At 67.8% G+C, this 12,770-nt stretch carries 16 protein-coding genes; 8 read left to right on the forward strand and 8 right to left on the reverse strand.

Annotation, left to right across the window (positions count from 1 at the left end):
- The first annotated feature begins 26 nt into the window (after window positions 1–26).
- The 3 genes from QP045_RS15385 (at window position 27) to QP045_RS15395 (ending at window position 2,954) form a co-directional block, all read left to right on the forward strand.
- Complete coding sequence (locus tag QP045_RS15385; protein WP_422515876.1) at window positions 27–737, forward strand: glycosyltransferase family 25 protein; 711 nt, start codon at window positions 27–29, stop codon at window positions 735–737.
- Window positions 730–1,485, forward strand: a complete 756-nt coding sequence (locus tag QP045_RS15390) for a sulfotransferase (protein WP_422515877.1) — start codon at window positions 730–732, stop codon at window positions 1,483–1,485. The genes QP045_RS15385 and QP045_RS15390 overlap by 8 nt, the downstream gene beginning before the upstream one ends.
- A 113-nt stretch (window positions 1,486–1,598) precedes the next feature.
- Entirely contained in the window at window positions 1,599–2,954 is a 1,356-nt protein-coding gene (locus tag QP045_RS15395) for an oligosaccharide flippase family protein (protein WP_422515878.1), read from the forward strand.
- A gap of 3 nt (window positions 2,955–2,957) precedes the next feature.
- Here the strand turns inward: QP045_RS15395 and QP045_RS15400 are convergent, their stop codons facing one another.
- The 3 genes from QP045_RS15400 to QP045_RS15410 all read right to left on the reverse strand — a co-directional run bounded on the left by QP045_RS15400 (window position 2,958) and on the right by QP045_RS15410 (window position 4,855).
- The gene (locus QP045_RS15400; RefSeq protein WP_422515879.1) at window positions 2,958–3,578 is read right to left on the reverse strand and encodes a hypothetical protein; all 621 of its coding nucleotides are present in this window, start codon (window positions 3,576–3,578) and stop codon (window positions 2,958–2,960) included.
- Window positions 3,579–3,686: 108 nt separating this feature from the next.
- The gene (locus QP045_RS15405) at window positions 3,687–3,974 is read right to left on the reverse strand and encodes a hypothetical protein (protein WP_422515880.1); all 288 of its coding nucleotides are present in this window, start codon (window positions 3,972–3,974) and stop codon (window positions 3,687–3,689) included.
- A gap of 140 nt (window positions 3,975–4,114) precedes the next feature.
- Window positions 4,115–4,855 (reverse strand): Bax inhibitor-1/YccA family protein, encoded by a 741-nt coding sequence (locus QP045_RS15410; protein WP_422515881.1) that lies wholly within the window; start codon window positions 4,853–4,855, stop codon window positions 4,115–4,117.
- Window positions 4,856–4,976: 121 nt separating this feature from the next.
- On the opposite strand from QP045_RS15410, the gene thpR reads away from it, so the two are divergent.
- Entirely contained in the window at window positions 4,977–5,519 is a 543-nt protein-coding gene (thpR, locus tag QP045_RS15415) for an RNA 2',3'-cyclic phosphodiesterase (RefSeq protein WP_422515882.1), read from the forward strand.
- On the opposite strand, the gene QP045_RS15420 is transcribed toward thpR, so the two are convergent.
- On the reverse strand, window positions 5,516–5,962 hold the full coding sequence (locus QP045_RS15420) for a cupin domain-containing protein (RefSeq protein ID WP_422515883.1): 447 nt from the start codon (window positions 5,960–5,962) through the stop codon (window positions 5,516–5,518). The two genes, thpR and QP045_RS15420, sit on opposite strands and share 4 nt — an antisense overlap.
- A gap of 108 nt (window positions 5,963–6,070) precedes the next feature.
- On the opposite strand from QP045_RS15420, the gene QP045_RS15425 reads away from it, so the two are divergent.
- The 4 genes from QP045_RS15425 (at window position 6,071) to QP045_RS15440 (ending at window position 9,443) form a co-directional block, all read left to right on the forward strand.
- Window positions 6,071–6,382 (forward strand): glycine zipper 2TM domain-containing protein, encoded by a 312-nt coding sequence (locus QP045_RS15425; protein ID WP_422515884.1) that lies wholly within the window; start codon window positions 6,071–6,073, stop codon window positions 6,380–6,382.
- Window positions 6,383–6,476: 94 nt separating this feature from the next.
- Window positions 6,477–6,902: an OsmC family protein gene (locus QP045_RS15430; protein ID WP_422515885.1), complete on the forward strand. Its 426-nt coding sequence runs from the start codon at window positions 6,477–6,479 to the stop codon at window positions 6,900–6,902.
- Between the two features lie 104 nt (window positions 6,903–7,006).
- On the forward strand, window positions 7,007–8,170 hold the full coding sequence (locus QP045_RS15435; protein ID WP_422515886.1) for a hypothetical protein: 1,164 nt from the start codon (window positions 7,007–7,009) through the stop codon (window positions 8,168–8,170).
- 82 nt (window positions 8,171–8,252) lie between these two features.
- On the forward strand, window positions 8,253–9,443 hold the full coding sequence (locus QP045_RS15440) for a glycosyltransferase (protein WP_422515887.1): 1,191 nt from the start codon (window positions 8,253–8,255) through the stop codon (window positions 9,441–9,443).
- On the opposite strand, the gene QP045_RS15445 is transcribed toward QP045_RS15440, so the two are convergent.
- Genes QP045_RS15445 through yajC form a run of 4 tightly spaced genes read right to left on the reverse strand, consistent with a single transcriptional unit; the run spans window position 9,428 to window position 12,703 of the window.
- Window positions 9,428–9,802: an Mth938-like domain-containing protein gene (locus QP045_RS15445; RefSeq protein WP_422515888.1), complete on the reverse strand. Its 375-nt coding sequence runs from the start codon at window positions 9,800–9,802 to the stop codon at window positions 9,428–9,430. The genes QP045_RS15440 and QP045_RS15445 overlap by 16 nt on opposite strands.
- Window positions 9,802–10,758 (reverse strand): protein translocase subunit SecF, encoded by a 957-nt coding sequence (gene secF / locus QP045_RS15450; RefSeq protein WP_422515889.1) that lies wholly within the window; start codon window positions 10,756–10,758, stop codon window positions 9,802–9,804. Before secF ends, QP045_RS15445 begins: the two co-directional genes overlap by 1 nt.
- An 11-nt stretch (window positions 10,759–10,769) precedes the next feature.
- Complete coding sequence (gene secD / locus QP045_RS15455; protein ID WP_422515890.1) at window positions 10,770–12,362, reverse strand: protein translocase subunit SecD; 1,593 nt, start codon at window positions 12,360–12,362, stop codon at window positions 10,770–10,772.
- Window positions 12,362–12,703: a preprotein translocase subunit YajC gene (gene yajC, locus QP045_RS15460; protein WP_422515891.1), complete on the reverse strand. Its 342-nt coding sequence runs from the start codon at window positions 12,701–12,703 to the stop codon at window positions 12,362–12,364. Before yajC ends, secD begins: the two co-directional genes overlap by 1 nt.
- Window positions 12,704–12,770 lie beyond the last annotated feature (67 nt).

The following is a 12,770-nucleotide window of genomic DNA, read 5'->3' on the forward strand; positions in this document are numbered from 1 at the left end:
TCTGCGCCCCCGTCCCGCGCGTCCTCGTGCGCGTGATCAGCCTCACCGAGTCGGTCGATCGGCGCGCGCGCATGGCCGAACAACTTGAGGCGAGCGGGCTCACCTGGGGCTTCTTCGACGCGTGGCGCAACCCGCCCGCCGGCCTCCCCTACCACCCCGGCCGCGCCCGGATCGCGCGCGGCCGGGTGCTGACGCCCGGAGAGCTCGGATGCTTCGCCAGCCACTGGGCGCTGTGGGGCGACTTCCTGGCGAACCATGACGAGGACCTGCTCCTCGCGCTCGAGGACGACCTGCTCCTCGACCCGGTGTTCTTCCGCCAGCTTGAGGGAGCCGCGCTCGCAATGGCCGGCATCGATTATCTGCGCCTCTATGCCAAGGTCCCCGCCGGCATCCGCAAGGAGGGCCCATTCCTCCAGCGCCACGTCGCCCGTTTCGCCGGCAAGGCCTATGGCACCCAGGCCTATCTGCTGACCCGCCGCGGCGCTGCGCGCTTTCGCGGATCGATCCGGCGCGTCGAGCGGCCGATCGATGACGAGATGGACCGGTTCTGGGCGCACGGCCTGCCGATCCGGGCCGTATTCCCCTTCCCCGTGATGGAGGTCCAGTACGGCTCGACCATCGAGGATGCCCGGCGCGCGTTGGAGCCGCTTTCGCCTGTGGAGCATGCCCGCTCGTTCCTGTCCCGCGGGCTGGAGAAAGCGCGGCGGCTGAGCGCGGCGACGTTCGCGCGTGGCTGATCCCGTCACCCTCGCCCAGCGGGCCCGGTCGGTGCAGCGGGTGGGACGCCGTCTCCTCGCCCGCCGCGCACGCCGCCATGAGGTCGAGAAGTTCATCTTCGTCGTCGGCTATGGCCGCTCCGGCTCGACGCTGGTGCAGGCGATCCTCGGCACGATGGACGGATGCCACATCGCCGGCGAGAACCTTGGCGCCGTCTTCGCGCTGGCCCAGGCCCACGCGCGCCTGGCCGATGTCGCAGCACGCTATGGTCTTGGCCCTGCCCCGCCCGAACATCCCTGGTTCGGCGCCTTTGAGATCGACCCGGACAGCATCGGCCGCCGCCTGGCAGCGTTGATCGTGGACGAGGTGATGCGCCCGCCGCGCGGAACCCGCATCGCCGGCTTCAAGGAAATCCGCTGGCTCGACGAGCGCCAGGATCTCGCGACATCGCTCGACTTCCTGAAGCGCTACCTCGCCCCCGCCCGCTTCGTCCTCAACGTCCGCGACCCAGAGGCGGTGGTGCGGTCCGCATGGTGGCGCGACCACCCGCGCGACGCGGCGCTGGCAAAGATCGCCGGCTGGAACGCCGCGCTGGAAGCCGTCGCCGCGGCCGACCCGCAGCACTGCTACCTCCTGCGGTACGAGGATTTCACGCAAGGGCCCGATCGTCTCGCGCCCCTGTTCGCGTTCCTGGACGAGTCGTTCGACCGCACCGCGATCGATCGCGTGCTCGGCTGCCGCCTCACCCATGCCGGAGTACCCTCCTGACCACCGTACGCCTTGCGGGCGGCAGCGGATCGCGCGACGGCCTGCTCGCGCGGCTGCGCCGTGCCGCGCCCTGGGCCGCGGCCGAGAGCCTGTTCTCTGCCGTCGCCACCCTGATGTCGACGCTCGTCGTCGCCCGGCTGCTCACGCCGTCCGACTTCGGCCTCGCCTCCGTCGCCTTTGCGGTCGTGGCGATCGTCCAGATGTTCGTGTTCGCCGGCGTGCCCCAGGCGATGCTGCGGACGCCGCATCTGGTCCCGCGGCTGAGCGACCAGTGTTTCTGGGTGCTGCTGGGGCTCGGGGTCGCCGGCACCCTCGCCTGCGGGTTGCTCGCCGCACCGGTTGCGCGCTTCTATGGTGCGCCGTTGCTGTGGTGGCTGGTGGCCGTGCAAGGGCTCGACTGCCTGCTTCAGGCGCTCGTCCAATTCCCCACCGCCCTCCTCACCCGCAAGATGCGAACCCGCAGCCTTGCCGTGCGCATGCTCTGGTTCAAGGCCGTGAGCATCGCCGCAACGCTGCTCGCCGCCATCGGCGGCCTCGGCCCCTGGAGCCTGGTCGCCGGCAGCCTCGCCGGAAGCATCGCGAGCGTGTTCCTGCTGTGGCGCACCCAGCCGCGCCGGCCACGCTGGCGCAGGCTCGATCCCGCGATCCTCCCGTTGCTCCGCATGGGCTGGCTGATCATGGCCGAAACGGCGCTGACGACGCTCGCCATTCGCGGGTTCGTGCTGCTGTTCGGCAAATTCCACGGCTTGCACGACCTCGGCCTGCTCAACTTCGCGATGCGGCTGGTCGACGAGCTCGGCGCCATGATCACCGCCTCGGTGGGACGCGTGTCGCTGAGCTTCTTTGCGACCGCGCACCGCGCCGGTCGGGATCTTGCCCGGATCTTCGAGGTCGGCAGCCACGCGATCACCCTTGCCGTGCTGCCCTTGTTCTTCGGCCTGGCCGCGGTTGCGGGCGACGCGATCCCGTTCGTTTTTGGCGCACGCTGGGCGGCGGCAGTGCCGGCGGTGCAGTTGCTCGCCGTTTTCTGGGGGCTGCGGCTCACTCGTGTGCTGAGCCCGGGCGTCATGCGCACCCTCGACGTGCAGGGACCATTGGTCTTCAACGCTGCCATCAATTTCGGCTTTGCGATGGCCGCGGTCCTGCTCACGCGCGATCTCGGCTTCGTGGCGGCCGTGGCGGCATTCAGCGCGCGCATGCTGGTGACCATCCCGGCGGGGGCGGGTGTCCTCGCGCGCATCGCCGACCTGCCCGTCGGGCGCCAGTTCCAGGCGGTAGCGCGGCCCCTCCTGCTTGCGGGCGCGATGGCGCTGGCGGTGCTCGCGGCCCGCATGCTCGCGCTCGCAAGCGGGATGCCACTTGTTCCCCGCCTAGCGATGCTGGCGGCGGGCGGCGCCTCGCTCTACGCGGCGCTTCTCTGGATGTTCGATCGCCCCGGCCTCACGCGGGTTGCCGCGCTACGCCGCTAGGCGTCAGTCGGCGGCAACCGCCTCGTTCATCGCCGGGGCGCCCGGGACGGCGGCCGGGGCACTCCTCGGCGCGGTAGTCCGGTCCGCCAGTTCGTAGAAGGCCTTGCCCGGCATCTCCAGCAGCCGCACCCGCCCCTCGTTGAGCGGCTCCAGCGAATGGACGAACGAGCGCGGCTTCTTCATCAGCTTGCGATCCTCGACCACCGTCAAGCCCGCGCGCCGCGCCGCTTCCGCTACGAAATGCACGCAGTTGCGGCGGTTGAGATTGTACCGGGAGTTGCCCGCCTCGCCCCATTGCTGAACCAGCTCGGTCACGGCGGCATATTGCGCGTCCGTCAGCATCACCGCGAAATGGGCGTCGCTGCTGTGGATATAGCCCGGGGTCGATTCCTCGATCTTGCCGGCAACGCTGCCCAGCAGGATCGCGGGGGTGATAGCCTTGGCGGTGAAGCCATAGCTCACCTGCACGCGCGCGCCCCCGGCATCCGGGGTTCCTTCCAAGACAAAGAAGGCGTGGGGGAAATTCTGGCCGGACTCGTGCGACCAGAAACTAATCGTCACCCCGGCGCTGGCCGGCGCGACAAGTCCAATCGACAGCAGTGCTGCCACCAAAAGGCCGAACATCGCTTGAAGCGATCGGGCACGCAGCGCGAATATCATGCCGAATGCTAACGCGCCCGACGCGCGGAGGGAAGCTCCACACGCCGGGCGCCGATTTCGTCAGAAGTTCGTTCAGTTCTTGCCTTCAGCCAGCTTTCGCTCAGCCTCGGCGTCAAAGCCGGAAGAGGGCGCCGGCCCGTTGTTGTGCACCGGCTGGGTCGACGCCGGCGGATCGGAAGCATCCATGGATTCGTCCAGGGCGCGATCCAGGCGCGCATCCTTGCTCTCGGGGTTGCGCTCGAGCCGCTCGCTGATCGACTCATCCTGACCGGCATCGCGGCGGGTTTCGCCCGGATCGTTCGGAGCGACAGAAATGCTGTCCATTGCAGCCGGGTCGATCGAGTCCTTGTCTTCGCTCATCACTCTCTCCTCACTCGCCCCGGAAAACGAGCGGCAGGAAAGCTCGTTCCGCCCTCGGCACGACATTCACGACGCGCCAACAAAAAAGGGGCCCGGCGATCCCTCGCCGAGCCCCTCCGACTTGCCGTGCTGTGCGTCGCTTAGTCGCGGCTGCCCAGGAACGAGAGCAGGAACTGGAACATGTTCACGAAGTCGAGGTAGAGCGACAGGGCGCCCATGATCACGACCTTGCCCATCATGTCCGTGCCCGCGACATGCGCGTACATGCTCTTGATGCGCTGCGTGTCATAGGCGGTGAGGCCCGCGAACAGCAGCACGCCGATCGCGCTGATGCCCAGGTTAAGCGCCGGCGACTGGAACCACAGGTTCAGCAGCGACGCCACGATCAGGCCGACCACACCCATGATCAGGAAGGTGCCGAAGCCCGACAGGTCCTTCTTGGTGGTGTAGCCCCACAGGCTCAGCGACAGGAACGCCACCGCGGTCGCGAAGAAGGTGATCGCGATCGACGGCCCGGTGTACACCAGGAAGATCGTCGACATCGACAGACCCATCACGGTCGCAAAGGCCCAGAACAGCGCCTGGGTTGCGCCATAGGACAGGCGCTGGATGCCGAAGCTCAGCACCATCACGAACGCCAGCGGCGAGAACATGATGAGGTACTTGAGCGGGCCCGGTGCCATGAACACCGCAGCGGCCGGCGAGCTGGCACCGCCCCACGAGAACATCAGCGCGACGATACCCGTCAGCAGGACGCCCGACGCCATGTAGTTGTACACCGAGAGCATGTAGGACCGCAGCCCCGCATCATACGCTTCCGCGCGCGATGCGGCCGTCGCGAACGGCGCGGCGGTCGTTCGGGGATCCGACCAGTTAGCCATCTCGAAAAAACTCCTTTTCACTGGCATGGTGCCAGTCAGCCTTCCATATGCCCTTGCGGGGTGCGAATTCAAGGCTACCGGACTGGCACTTTGGCGTGTCCCGGCCTAGCAACATTTTGTAATGCACCGCCTGTTCGTCGCCCTGCGTCCGCCCCCGGACATACGCCAGCAGCTGCTTGGGGTGATGGACGGCGTCGACCATGCGCGGTGGCAGGATGACGAGCAGCTCCACCTCACCATCCGCTTCATCGGCAATGTCGAGCGACCCGTTGCGGAGGATATCGCCACCGCATTGGGGAACGTTCACGCCGCGCCGATCACGCTGCGCCTGAACGGCGTCGGCTGCTTCGATCGCCGCGGTCGCACCACCACGCTCTGGGCCGGCGTTCACCCGCACGATGCGCTCGCCACCCTCCACCGCAAGGTCGATCAGGCGCTTGCCCGGGCAGGTCTGCCGCACGAGGGGCGCGCCTTTCACCCCCATATCACCTTGGCCCGTACGAATGCCGGCACCGGCCCCGCCGATGGCTTCCTCGCCCGCCACGCCGGCCTCACCAGCGCGTCGTTCACCCTCACCCACATGCTGCTCTACGAGAGCACGCTGGGCCGCGAAGGCGCACGCTATGAGGCGGTGGCGCGCTACCCGCTGGGTTCCCCGGCCTAGGTCAGGGTCGGTGCCCAGCCCGGCGCGGCGAGTTCGAACCCTTCGAACTGGAACGCCGGCGCCACTACGCAGCTCACCAACGTCCAACCGGTGTCCGCCTCGGCCGCCTGCCACCAGCCTGCCGGAATCCGCACCTGCGGGTGCTCGCCATCCAGCACCTGCCCGCCCAGCACGAGGCGCTCGACATCCGCCCGGTCATGCTCGGCGCGCATCAGCGCGAGCGGCGCCCCCGCGTGCCACAGCCACAGCTCGTCCGCGTCGACGCGATGCCAGTGCGACCGCTCCCCCCTGTCCAGCAGGAACAGGATCGTCGTTGCCGCACCCCGCACCCCCTCGGCAGACGCAGCGCGCCAGGTTTCGCGATACCAACCCCCTTCCGGGTGTCGCTCGAGCCGAAGTTTTTCAATCAGTTCCGAAGCTTGCACGTCAATCTTGGGTGTCATGCCGCCAATCCTTCGCGCGAACCTGAACATCAGGCATCGTTTCGTTCATGAAACTGCCACGTCGAAGCTGCGTTTATGGGACTGCGATTCGACAAAAGGGAAGATCTGATGCGTAATATGGTTCTCGCGCTTGCTGCGCTGTCGCTGGCCGTTCCGGTCGCCGTCGTTGTTCCGACCGACCAGGCCTCGGCTCAGTCGCACAAGCGCCACAAGTATCGCGAGTGGAAGGGCCGTGACGGTCGCCGTTATTGCCGCAAGCCCAACGGCACCACCGGCCTGGTGGTCGGCGGCGTCGCCGGTGCCCTGGTCGGCCGCACGATCGACACGCGCGGCGACCGCACGGTCGGCACGCTGCTGGGTGGTGCTGCAGGCGCAGTCGCCGGTCGCGAGATCGAGCGCAGCGGCAGCAAGTGCCGCTAAGCCTCGGCTGACATTGCACTACGGACGGGCGGCGGAACGACAGGTTCCGCCGCCCGTTCTCGTTTGAACATCCCAACATCGACAGGAGCACGACATGGTCCGCAGCGGTTCGGCACGGTACGAAGGCTTTGGTAAGGACGGCAAGGGCGTCGTCTCGACTCAGTCCGGGGTTCTTTCCGATCAGCCCTATGGCTTCGGGACGCGGTTCGGGGACGAACCCGGCACCAACCCGGAAGAACTGATCGCCGCCGCCCATGCCAGTTGCTTTACGATGGCGCTCAGCTTCGCCCTGGCCAAGGCCGGGTTCAGCGACGGCACGCTGGACACCAGCGCAAAGATCACGCTCGACAAGGACGGCGACGGGTTCTCGATCACCCGCTCGGACCTGACGCTTAAGGCGCGCGTCCCCGGCATCGCGCAGGACCAGTTCGAACAGATCGCGCAGGAGGCCAAAGCCGGCTGCCCGGTGTCCAAGCTGCTCAAGGCCGAAATCACGCTGGAGCACAGCCTCGAAGTCTAGACGCGCTACTGTCGTGACGCGACCGGGATCGCCGCCCGTAACGGCGGTGAACCCGGCACGCGGCCACGATTGACAAGCAAGAGGAGCAGGCAGAACCTCTTGAAATGCTTAGTCCAGTACTGCTCCTGCTGGCACAAGTTGCCGCACCGCCGCCCGCTCCTGCGGGACAAGACGTCCTTGTTATTGGCCGCCGCGCCGAACAGGCCTTGGCGAGCTGCCTGGCCCGCAACTGTCCTCCCGCCGAGGAGGTCGACGCGTCGCTTCAGGCTTCGGTGGAGCAGTTCGCGGACGGCCGTTACGCCGATGCACGCCGCACCCTGCGAAAGGCCATTGACCGCAATCGAGACCATGCCGCGGAAATGCCGGGGCCGATCTCCAGCCTTTATGCCACGCTGGCGACGGTCGCAGAGCATGAGGGCAACACCATGTTGTGGAAGCTCGCGGCACGCGAGAATGTGGCCGTGTTGCGCCGCCATCTGGGCAAGACCAACATCGCCACCTTGCGTGAGGAACTCAGCCTCGCCGACGCGCTGATCGGGGTTGGTGCCCCGGGCGCCGCGGACTCCGCCTACCGGTCCATCCAGCAGCGCGCGACCGAAAGCGGCCATTCCAGTATCGCCGCCGGCGCCGCATTCCGCCGCGCCTGGCTGGCCCTGCTTCGCGAGCGGTATGACGAGGCCGATCGGATCGCCGACGAAGCCGTCGCGATGGCCGGCCCGGACAACCGGGTGATGGTCGAGCTGCGCGAGATCCTGCGAACCCGGATCGCCATTCGCAAGGGGGACGATGGGGCGGTGGACGCGCTTGCTGCTCGGCTGCGCCAGTCTCCGGACCAGCAACCGCAGCTGCTTTTTGCGCCACCGGTTCAGGATATCAACACGCATGCGGGGGAATTCGGAATACGGCTCGACCCGTGGAACGATTCGCAGATCCGCTTCGCGGATGTGGGCTATTGGGTGCGGGCCGACGGGCGTACATCAGAGGTCGAGGTGCTGCGCACCTCCGGGCTGGGTCAATGGGGCCCCCTCATCCTCAAGCATGTGGGGGAACGGCGGTACGTCCCGCTTGCCGTCGAGCCGGGCCATCCGGGCGTGTACCGCATCGATCGCTTCACCGTGCGCGGGACGCTCGGCGTACCGACGGGAAGTCGCATCGTCCGGCGCATGGGAGACCTGACGATACACGTGGCCGACCTGACCGAAACCGATGCGATGCGCGAAGCGCGTAGCCGGCAAACCGAAGCGAGCCCGACGCAAACCGATAGCTGAAGCGCCGTCCGGCCGCCGGACCCTCCCCGGTTCCAGACCGCGCCCTAGTGACGGAGCGGGCACCGCACGCTAGCCACAGGCGATGCTGCGCGTGCTGACCCTCTCCACCCTGTTCCCGGACGCGAGCCGCCCCAACTTCGGCGTCTTCGTCGAACGCCAAACGCTCGGCCTCGCCAGCCATCCCGATGTCGACCTTCGGGTCGTCGCCCCCGTCGGCCTCCCGCCCTTCCCGCTTTCCCAGGCGCAGCGCTACCGCCCCCTCGCCGGCTTGCCGGATCAGGAGCGGTGGAAAGGGCTCGACGTCCGGCGCCCGCGCTTCGCCAACCTGCCGCTGACCGGCGGGCGCTGGCATGCCCCGCTGCTCGCACGCGCGCTGGCGCCGCTGCTCACCGCCCTGCGCCGCGACTTCCCCTTCGACGTCATCGACGCGGAGTTCTTCTTTCCGGACGGCCCGGCAGCGGTCGCGCTTGGCCGCCACTTCGGCGTGCCGGTGTCGATCAAGGCGCGCGGCGCCGATATCCACCATTGGGGCACCGCCCCTGCGACCGCGCCGCAAGTCCGCGCCGCCGGCACCGGCGCCAACGGATTGCTGGCCGTGTCCCAGGCGATGGCCGATGACATGGTGGCGCTGGGCATCCCTCGCCCCACGGTCCACGCCACCGGCATCGACCGCGCCCGCTTCGGCACGATCGCGCGCCCGGCCGCAAAGGCACAGCTCGGCATATCCGGCCCCTTGGTGATCTCCCTCGGCGCCCTGATCCCGCGCAAGGGGCACGCGATCGTCGCCGACGCCGTCGCTCGCCTCCCCGGCGTCTCGCTATGGATCGTCGGCGAGGGCCCCGACCGCCCGCGGCTGGAGGCGCAGATCGCCGGCAGCGGCGCGAGCGATCGCATCCGCCTGCTCGGCGCGGTGCCGCATCACCAGATGGCGACCCTGCTCGCCGCGGCAGACGTGATGGCGCTGGCGTCGAGTTCGGAAGGGCTCGCCAATGCCTGGGTGGAGGCACTCGCCAGCGGCACTCCGATCGTCATCCCCGATGCCGGTGGCGCGCGAGAGGTGATTACCACTCCCGCCGCCGGGCGGATCGTACCCCGCACAGCCACCGCCTTTGGAGAGGCGATCGCCGTCCTGCTGACGGACCCGCCCGCCGCAGACGACGTCCGCCAGGCCGCCGCCCGCTTCAGCTGGGAGGCGAACCGCAACGCGCTGGTCGCGCATCTTCAGGGTCTGGTGGACGCGGCGCGGGCCGCGCCGGCTCAGTCGAGCGGGTAAAGCGCGCCCGCGACCCAGCGCAATTCGGCGCGCAGCACGCCCCAGGCACGTGCCGCCGCGCGGCTGTCCATCGCCTCGACGCCGATACCGCGGGCTTCCAGCGCCGCTACCAGCGTCTGCGAGGGGCGCATCATCCGGGTGCCGGTGCCCAGGATGATGAACTCCGGCGGAGGATCCAGCGCCAGCACCGGTGCCAGCGCCTCGAGGCTCAGTTCCGCCAGCGGGGGCGGCGACCAGCCGTCGGCACGCTCAGGGGTAATCGCCAGGCCTTCGTAGACACCGTCGTCCACGCGAAAGCCACGGCCGACGATCCCGGAGATCAGCGGCCCTTCGCTCCCGTTGGCCTTGTCGATCCGCATCAGGGCGTCATGCGCTCGGCGGCAGTGGCCTCGGACGGGCCCATCTTGGTGCCGGGCTTCAGCTTCAGCGTGATCAACAGCGACGACGACACGTACACCGACGAGTAGGTGCCCACGATCACGCCCAGGATCATCGCCGAGGTGAAGCCACGCAGCACATGGCCACCGAAGATCAGCAGCGAGCCGAGCGCCAGCAGGATGGTCAGCGAGGTCATCACCGTACGCGGCAGCGTCTCGTTGACCGAAAGGTCGATCAGCTGCGGCATGTCCATCTTGCGGAACTTGCGCATGTTCTCGCGGATACGGTCGTCGATCACCATCTTGTCGTTGATCGAATAGCCGATGATCGTCAGCACCGCGGCGACGATGTTGAGGTCGAACGCCATTCGGGTGAGCGCAAAGAAGCCCAGCGTCATCAGCACGTCGTGCAGGATCGCGACGGCGGTCGAGACACCGAACTGCCATTCGTAGCGAAACCAGCTGAACACAGCGATGCCGAACACCGCCAGCAGCACGGCGAGCACGCCGTTGCGGATCAGCTCATCCGAAACCTTGCCCGAAACCGTGGTGTAGTTTGAAAAGGTCGCGCCGGGGAATTTCGCCGCCAGCGCCGACTTCACCTTTTCCACCACCGCGTCGGCAGCGCCCTCGGGCGCGTCGTCGGGCAGCGGCAGCCGGATCGAGACCGTCTGCGAGTCACTGCCGAGCTGCTGGAGCGCTGCTTCGCCGACCCCCAGCTCATCCACCGTGCTGCGGATCTGGTCGAGCGGCGGCACGGTGACGAACTTTTCCTCGATCGCCACGCCGCCGACGAAGTCGACGCCGAAGTTGAGGCCGCGGGCAAACACCAGGCCGATGGCCGCGATCGTCAGCAGCGCGGTGATCGCAAAGGCGACGTGGCGCGCGCGGACGAACTGGATGTTCGTGTTGTCGGGGACGATTTTCAAAAGGCGCATGGGTCGGCGTCCTAGATATGAATCTCGGTCGGCCGGTTCCTGCGAACCCAGCCCGACACGAGCATGCGCGTGAAGGTGACGGCGGTGAACACCGAAGTTGCGATGCCGAGCAGCAGCACCACCGCGAAGCCGCGGATGGGGCCGGAGCCGAGCAGCAGCATGATCACGCCCGCGATCGCGTGCGTCACGTTCGCTTCAAAGATGGTGCGGCTGGCTTCCTTGTAGCCGAGCTCCAGCGACTGGATCACGCTGCGGCCACGCCGCCGCTCCTCGCGGATGCGCTCGTTGATCAGAACGTTGGCGTCGACGGCGGTACCGATCGTCAGCACGAAGCCGGCGATACCCGGCAGAGTCAGCGTCGCGTTCAGGATGCCCATGACGGCCAGGATGACCAGCACGTTGATGATCACCGCGGTGGTCGCATAGATGCCGAACCGGCCATAGGTCAGGATCATGAATGCGATCACGGCGACGGCCGCGATGACGGACGCGAGGATACCGGCGCGGATCGAGTCCTTGCCAAGTTCCGGGCTGACCGTGCTTTCCTGCACGACCGCGAGGTCGACCGGCAGCTTGCCCGAACGCAGTGCGATCGCGAGCTGGTTAGCGCCATCGACGGTGAACCCGCCGGAGATCGACGCGCGACCGCCCAGGATCGGTTCGTTGATGTTCGGGGCCGAGATCACCTCGTTGTCGACGATGATCGCGAACGGCTTGTTCACGTTCTCGCGCGTGACGGTCGCAAAGCGGCGGCCGCCGACGCTGTCGAAGGTGATGTCGACGTTGGGCGCGCCGTTCTGGTCGAACGCCTGGCGGGCGTCGGCAAGCTGGTCGCCCGAGATAATTGTGTTGCGCTTGACCGCAATCGGCTGGCCCGTCCCCTGATAGCGCAGGATCTGGCTGCCCACCGGCGCGTCGCCGCGCGCGACGGCTGCCGGGTCGGCGGTGGTGTCGACCAGCTTGAACTCAAGCCGGGCGGTCTTGCCCAGCAGGTCCTTCAGCGCCTTGGGATCGCTCAGGCCCGGAACCTGCACCACGATGCGGTTCGAACCCTGGCGGATGATCGTCGGCTCACGCGTGCCGAGCTCGTCGATACGGCGGCGGACCACGTCGGTCGCGTCGTCCATCGCGCGGTCGATCGCCTGGTTCAGGCCCGCCTGGGTCTGGGTCAGCACGAAGCGCGTCTGATCGACGACCTGGATGTCCCACTCACGCTGCCCGGTCAGGCCCGCGCCACCGCCGGTGATCGACAGCAGCTTCTCACGTGCCGCGTCCACCTGGCTGACGTCGCGGACCATGAAGGTCAGGCGTCCGCCACGCGTGGAGATGTCGCCGATCTGGACGCGCGGGGCGCGCCGCATCTCGGTCGAAACGAGTTCCCGCATCTGCTCCAGCCGCATCGTCGCGACGTCGGAGGTCTTGGCTTCCAGCAGGATGTAGCTGCCGCCTGCCAGGTCGAGACCCAGGTTGATCGTCGGCAGCGGCAACCAGGCCGGAAGCTGGGCGCGAACGCGCTCCGGCAACAGGCTCGGCACCGCGAGCAGCACCATGACGATGATCCCGAGCCAGATGGCCCGGACCTTCCAGCGCGGGAAATCGAGCATCAGTCGTTCGCGGGCTTGGCGCCGGTCGGCGCCGTCACCTCAGCGATCGTCGCCTTGACGACGCGCACGCGCGTGTTGGGCGCGATTTCGACTTCGACCACCGTATCCTCGACGCGGGTCACGCGGCCGAGCAAACCGCCGGCAGTGACGATCTGGTCGCCCTTCTTCACATTCGCAATCGCCGTCTGCAGCGTCTTCATGCGCTTCTGCTGCGGGCGAATCATGAGGAAGTAAAAGACGACGAAGATCAGGATCAGCGGCGCGATCGAGACGAAAGACGCGAAGGCACCACCCTGGGCGGCCGCACCGGCGGACTGGGCAAAGGCTTTTGGAACGAGCATGGGTGCTTAGAAACCTGATGAAAAAGGGCCACGAAAGCCGGGCCGTTCAAGCGGCGGGCGCTAACAT

This window comes from Sphingomonas sp. 3-13AW (assembly GCF_049311085.1).
Taxonomy (GTDB): domain Bacteria; phylum Pseudomonadota; class Alphaproteobacteria; order Sphingomonadales; family Sphingomonadaceae; genus Sphingomonas.

What these genes read in the sequence shown, in the direction of transcription:
- QP045_RS15440 (WP_422515887.1), top strand. Translation starts at nt 8,253, where the DNA reads ATGCTGCGCGTGCTGACCCTCTCCACCCTGTTCCCGGACGCGAGCCGC.
- QP045_RS15400 (WP_422515879.1), bottom strand. Translation starts at nt 3,578, where the DNA reads ATGTTCGGCCTTTTGGTGGCAGCACTGCTGTCGATTGGACTTGTCGCG.
- yajC (WP_422515891.1), bottom strand. Translation starts at nt 12,703, where the DNA reads ATGCTCGTTCCAAAAGCCTTTGCCCAGTCCGCCGGTGCGGCCGCCCAG.
- QP045_RS15435 (WP_422515886.1), top strand. Translation starts at nt 7,007, where the DNA reads ATGCTTAGTCCAGTACTGCTCCTGCTGGCACAAGTTGCCGCACCGCCG.
- QP045_RS15395 (WP_422515878.1), top strand. Translation starts at nt 1,599, where the DNA reads ATGTCGACGCTCGTCGTCGCCCGGCTGCTCACGCCGTCCGACTTCGGC.
- secF (WP_422515889.1), bottom strand. Translation starts at nt 10,758, where the DNA reads ATGCGCCTTTTGAAAATCGTCCCCGACAACACGAACATCCAGTTCGTC.
- QP045_RS15430 (WP_422515885.1), top strand. Translation starts at nt 6,477, where the DNA reads ATGGTCCGCAGCGGTTCGGCACGGTACGAAGGCTTTGGTAAGGACGGC.
- thpR (WP_422515882.1), top strand. Translation starts at nt 4,977, where the DNA reads ATGCACCGCCTGTTCGTCGCCCTGCGTCCGCCCCCGGACATACGCCAG.
- QP045_RS15405 (WP_422515880.1), bottom strand. Translation starts at nt 3,974, where the DNA reads ATGAGCGAAGACAAGGACTCGATCGACCCGGCTGCAATGGACAGCATT.
- QP045_RS15420 (WP_422515883.1), bottom strand. Translation starts at nt 5,962, where the DNA reads ATGACACCCAAGATTGACGTGCAAGCTTCGGAACTGATTGAAAAACTT.
- secD (WP_422515890.1), bottom strand. Translation starts at nt 12,362, where the DNA reads ATGCTCGATTTCCCGCGCTGGAAGGTCCGGGCCATCTGGCTCGGGATC.
- QP045_RS15425 (WP_422515884.1), top strand. Translation starts at nt 6,071, where the DNA reads ATGCGTAATATGGTTCTCGCGCTTGCTGCGCTGTCGCTGGCCGTTCCG.
- QP045_RS15445 (WP_422515888.1), bottom strand. Translation starts at nt 9,802, where the DNA reads ATGCGGATCGACAAGGCCAACGGGAGCGAAGGGCCGCTGATCTCCGGG.
- QP045_RS15410 (WP_422515881.1), bottom strand. Translation starts at nt 4,855, where the DNA reads ATGGCTAACTGGTCGGATCCCCGAACGACCGCCGCGCCGTTCGCGACG.